The organism is Arthrobacter sp. 18067 (assembly GCF_902706295.1).
In the GTDB taxonomy this organism is placed as follows: Bacteria; Actinomycetota; Actinomycetes; order Actinomycetales; family Micrococcaceae; genus Arthrobacter.
In genome coordinates, this window is sequence record NZ_CACSJJ010000053.1 from 1 (window position 1) to 3435 (window position 3435).

General features: G+C 62.9%; 4 protein-coding genes and 1 pseudogene. All 5 read left to right on the forward strand.

Going from position 1 to position 3435, the window contains the following annotated elements:
* Positions 1-13: 13 nt before the first annotated feature.
* A pseudogene (locus tag GVL04_RS23995) lies at positions 14-463 on the forward strand (MurR/RpiR family transcriptional regulator); the annotation flags it as partial.
* A 72-nt stretch (positions 464-535) separates the two neighbouring features.
* Positions 536-1075: a GNAT family N-acetyltransferase gene (locus GVL04_RS24000; protein WP_159709159.1), complete on the forward strand. Its 540-nt coding sequence runs from the start codon at positions 536-538 to the stop codon at positions 1073-1075.
* A gap of 51 nt (positions 1076-1126) precedes the next feature.
* Entirely contained in the window at positions 1127-1585 is a 459-nt protein-coding gene (locus tag GVL04_RS24005; RefSeq protein ID WP_159709160.1) for a hypothetical protein, read from the forward strand.
* Positions 1582-2259 (forward strand): hypothetical protein, encoded by a 678-nt coding sequence (locus GVL04_RS24010; protein WP_159709161.1) that lies wholly within the window; start codon positions 1582-1584, stop codon positions 2257-2259. The genes GVL04_RS24005 and GVL04_RS24010 overlap by 4 nt, the downstream gene beginning before the upstream one ends.
* Positions 2260-2338: 79 nt before the next feature.
* Entirely contained in the window at positions 2339-3274 is a 936-nt protein-coding gene (gene ppk2, locus GVL04_RS24015; RefSeq protein ID WP_159709162.1) for a polyphosphate kinase 2, read from the forward strand.
* Positions 3275-3435 lie beyond the last annotated feature (161 nt).

Consider the following 3435-nt stretch of genomic DNA (forward strand, 5'->3'; position numbering starts at 1 on the left):
TGTATAAGAGACAGCGGGTGGGCTGGTTGGCCAGGATCTGCAGCAGAAGCTGCACAGGATCGGCCTGACGTCCTTCAGCTGGTCAGACCCGCATGCTGCCTTGGCTTCTGCAGCGCTCCTGGACGACGACGGCGTTGCTGTCGCCATCTCGCACTCGGGCGCCACCGTGGACACGGTCGACTTCCTACTGGCGGCGAAAGCGGCGGGGGCCACCACTGTTGCCATCACGAATCACGCCGACTCGACCTTGGGGCGGACGGCCGACATTGTGCTGACCACCGCCGCTCGCGAGACTCCCTTCAGGTCCGGCGCGATGGGCAGCCGGATCGCCCAGATGATGGTTGTGGACTGTCTTTTCGTGGGAGTTGCCCAGCGCTCCTACGAGTCATCGGTCTCGGCGCTGCAGAAGACGCACGCCGTGGTCCAGGGGCGGAAATTGCCCCGGGGGAACACGCAAGGCTAAGCCTTGGGCGGCAACTGCCGGGCCTCTCCCGCCGGGCCAAGCCGGGCCTGTTCGCCGGGGTAGGGTCGGGGGATGTTGACGCTTATTGCCCCTGACGTGTCCTTCTACGAGTCATTCATCGAGTCGCACCGCGAATGGCGCGGCGCCCATCAGGATGGCGCCGGGCTTTTTGCCGGCGATGACATCAGTACGGCCGAGGGTTTCGCCGCGTGGGTGGGTAAGTTGCTTGCCGCTGAACATGCCGAAGAGGTCAACGGTATTGTCCCCTGCACCTATCGCTGGATGACGGAGGGATCCCGATATGTGGGGGCCATCGCCTTCCGGCACTACCTGACTCCGGCACTTCTTAACTCGGGTGGACATGTTGGGTACGGCGTCCGCCCTTCGGATCGCGGCCGTGGTGCGGCAACCTGGGCCCTGCGGGAAATGTGCTCCGGCTTGGCTGCGCGGGGAGGGCCTGAGCGGGTGCTCCTGACCTGCGATGACAGCAATGCAGCGTCCGCAAGGACTATTGAGAGAAACGGTGGCGTGCTGGAAGATGTGCGCCTGGACGGGGAAGGTCGGTCCTTCCGCCGCTACTGGATTGAGCTCGCCGACCCCGCAGGCGGGTAAGTTTGTCACCCTGGGGTTGACACTGCGCTACCGCGCGAGGACTATGGACCCATGAAAAGTCAACCCGGGGGTGACAGCGCAGGTTCCCAAGTCACTGATCCGCAGTGGCAGCACGTGCTCACCTATCGTCCGGCCGACGACGGATCCCGAGACGCCGCAGCCAAGAGGTTTGAGGAACGCGGCGTCACTCCGGAGCAGCTCGGCGCCATCCTGACCGATGGCGGCGATGCCCTGTACGCTGCGGCCGCAGCGGGCGGTCCCGGCTGGGCAGAACCGTTCGGCGGACCCCTGGCCGTGGCCCTGCTGTCCGCGGAGGTAAGTGTCTTTGCCGCACATCTAAATTCCAGGGCGTCCGGAGTCAGATCAGCGGCTGTCGCTGAACTCCTGGACGAGTACAGCGCCGTGACGGTGGCCGCAGAGCTCGGAGTGGCGCGCCAGAAGGTATACGAAATTGCACGGGCAGGTCTTCGTCCGCCCTACATTGAGCAGGTCCCTTGGAGGACATCGTGAATCCCATCGAAGAGAAGGTCCAGCTACCGGACCCGAAAACCCACTTTCTCGTTCATCCTCTTGACCTGCCCGGAGCCCGAAAGGAATTCCTGCTGGGCTGGTGGTTGGGAGTCTTCGCCACGCCACAGGTTTACACAGCCCTTCTGGCCGTCTTTTGGGCCGTCAGCAACAACTACGTCACCCCCGTGCTGGTCCCACTGGTAATGGTGGTCATTGCGGGGTGGATCAGTGTGAAGCTCACGCGCGGCGCATGGGACTACATTCCGGGGAAGCGCCATGACAAAGACCGGCGCACGACGGGGATGACCATCGCGGCATCGCTCGTCACCTCGCTTGCACTCTTTGCGGGTCTGCTGATCTTCATGGGGTGGACTTCATCGCAGGATCTGGTTCCTGGTTTCAGCGCCTATCCGCTGGGAATGGGCTCAGCCATCGCGCTGATCATGGCAGGAGAGCTGGTGATCAAGCTGGTTCGCCGCAGGTCCGTGGAACTGGTTTCCGACGCCATCAGCTTGATCGTGGTGGTGGCCGCCGTGTGGATCGGTTTCGGCCTCCTCCCTGAAGGACGGGACATCGCGCCGCTGGGCCTGCTGCCCGGCGCCGCCATCCTTGTGGGCGTCTGGTTGGTCTGGCTGCTGTTCACCAAGACAGAGGACCGCCGCAATCACGGCTGATGGCCGAAACCCTGTTCATGTTCCCGTCACCAACGGTTGTTAGGCTGCCGGGCACTACACGGCTGACCAGGAGGACCGCATGTCGGAGGCAAATGCACTATCCACATCACTGGACAATTGGTGGGTCAGGGACAACCTGCGTGAGACCATCGACCACCTGGTGGAGTTGGGCTACACCATCAGCGGCGGGCAAGGCGAGGATCCGGACCTGATCGATCCCGGTGGATCCGCTGTTGAAACCTGGAACGAGGATTATCCGTACGAGCAGCGGATGACCCGCGACGAGTACGAGGTGGAGAAGTACCGCCTGCAAATCGAGTTGCTGAAGTTTCAGTACTGGGGCCAGGACCGCGGGCTCAAGCACGTGATTGTCTTCGAGGGCAGGGACGCCGCCGGCAAGGGCGGCACCATCAAGCGCTTCACGGAGCACCTCGACCCCCGCTCCGCCCGGACGGTGGCGCTCGCTAAACCTTCGGACCGCGAGCAGGGCCAGTGGTATTTCCAGCGCTACATCCAGCACCTTCCCACGGCCGGAGAGATCGTCATGTTCGACCGCTCCTGGTACAACCGCGCCAACGTCGAACGCGTCATGGGCTTCTGCACCGAGGACGAATACGACACCTTCATGGGGCAGGCACCGGTCTTCGAAAAGATGCTGGTGGACGCCGGCATCCATGTGACCAAGTTCTGGTTCTCCGTCACCAGGCAGGAGCAGCGCACGCGCTTCGCCATCCGCCAGATCGACCCCGTCCGCCGCTGGAAGCTCTCGCCCATGGACCTCGCGTCCTTGGACCGTTGGGAGGAATACACCGACGCCAAGGAACAAACGTTCCTGCACACGGACTCGGACCACGCGCCGTGGATCACCATCAAGTCCAACGACAAGAAGCGCGCCCGTATCAACGCCATGCGCTACTTCCTGAATCAGTTCGACTATGAAGACAAGGACACCTCGGTGGTCTATGACGCCGATCCGCTGATCCTCCGCCGCGGCCGCGACGCTGCAGGCGACTAACACCCGCGAGTTGGCACTTAATGGCAATGATTTCCGGGCAAAGTCAACTGGTGGGAGCAACGCTGGGGGTTAGGCCGCTTGTAGCAGCTGGTTTAGTCGGTTGGCTGGTGTTTCGAGGTTCAGGGTTGGTCTGGGTCGGCGGTTGAGTTTCGCTGCGACCA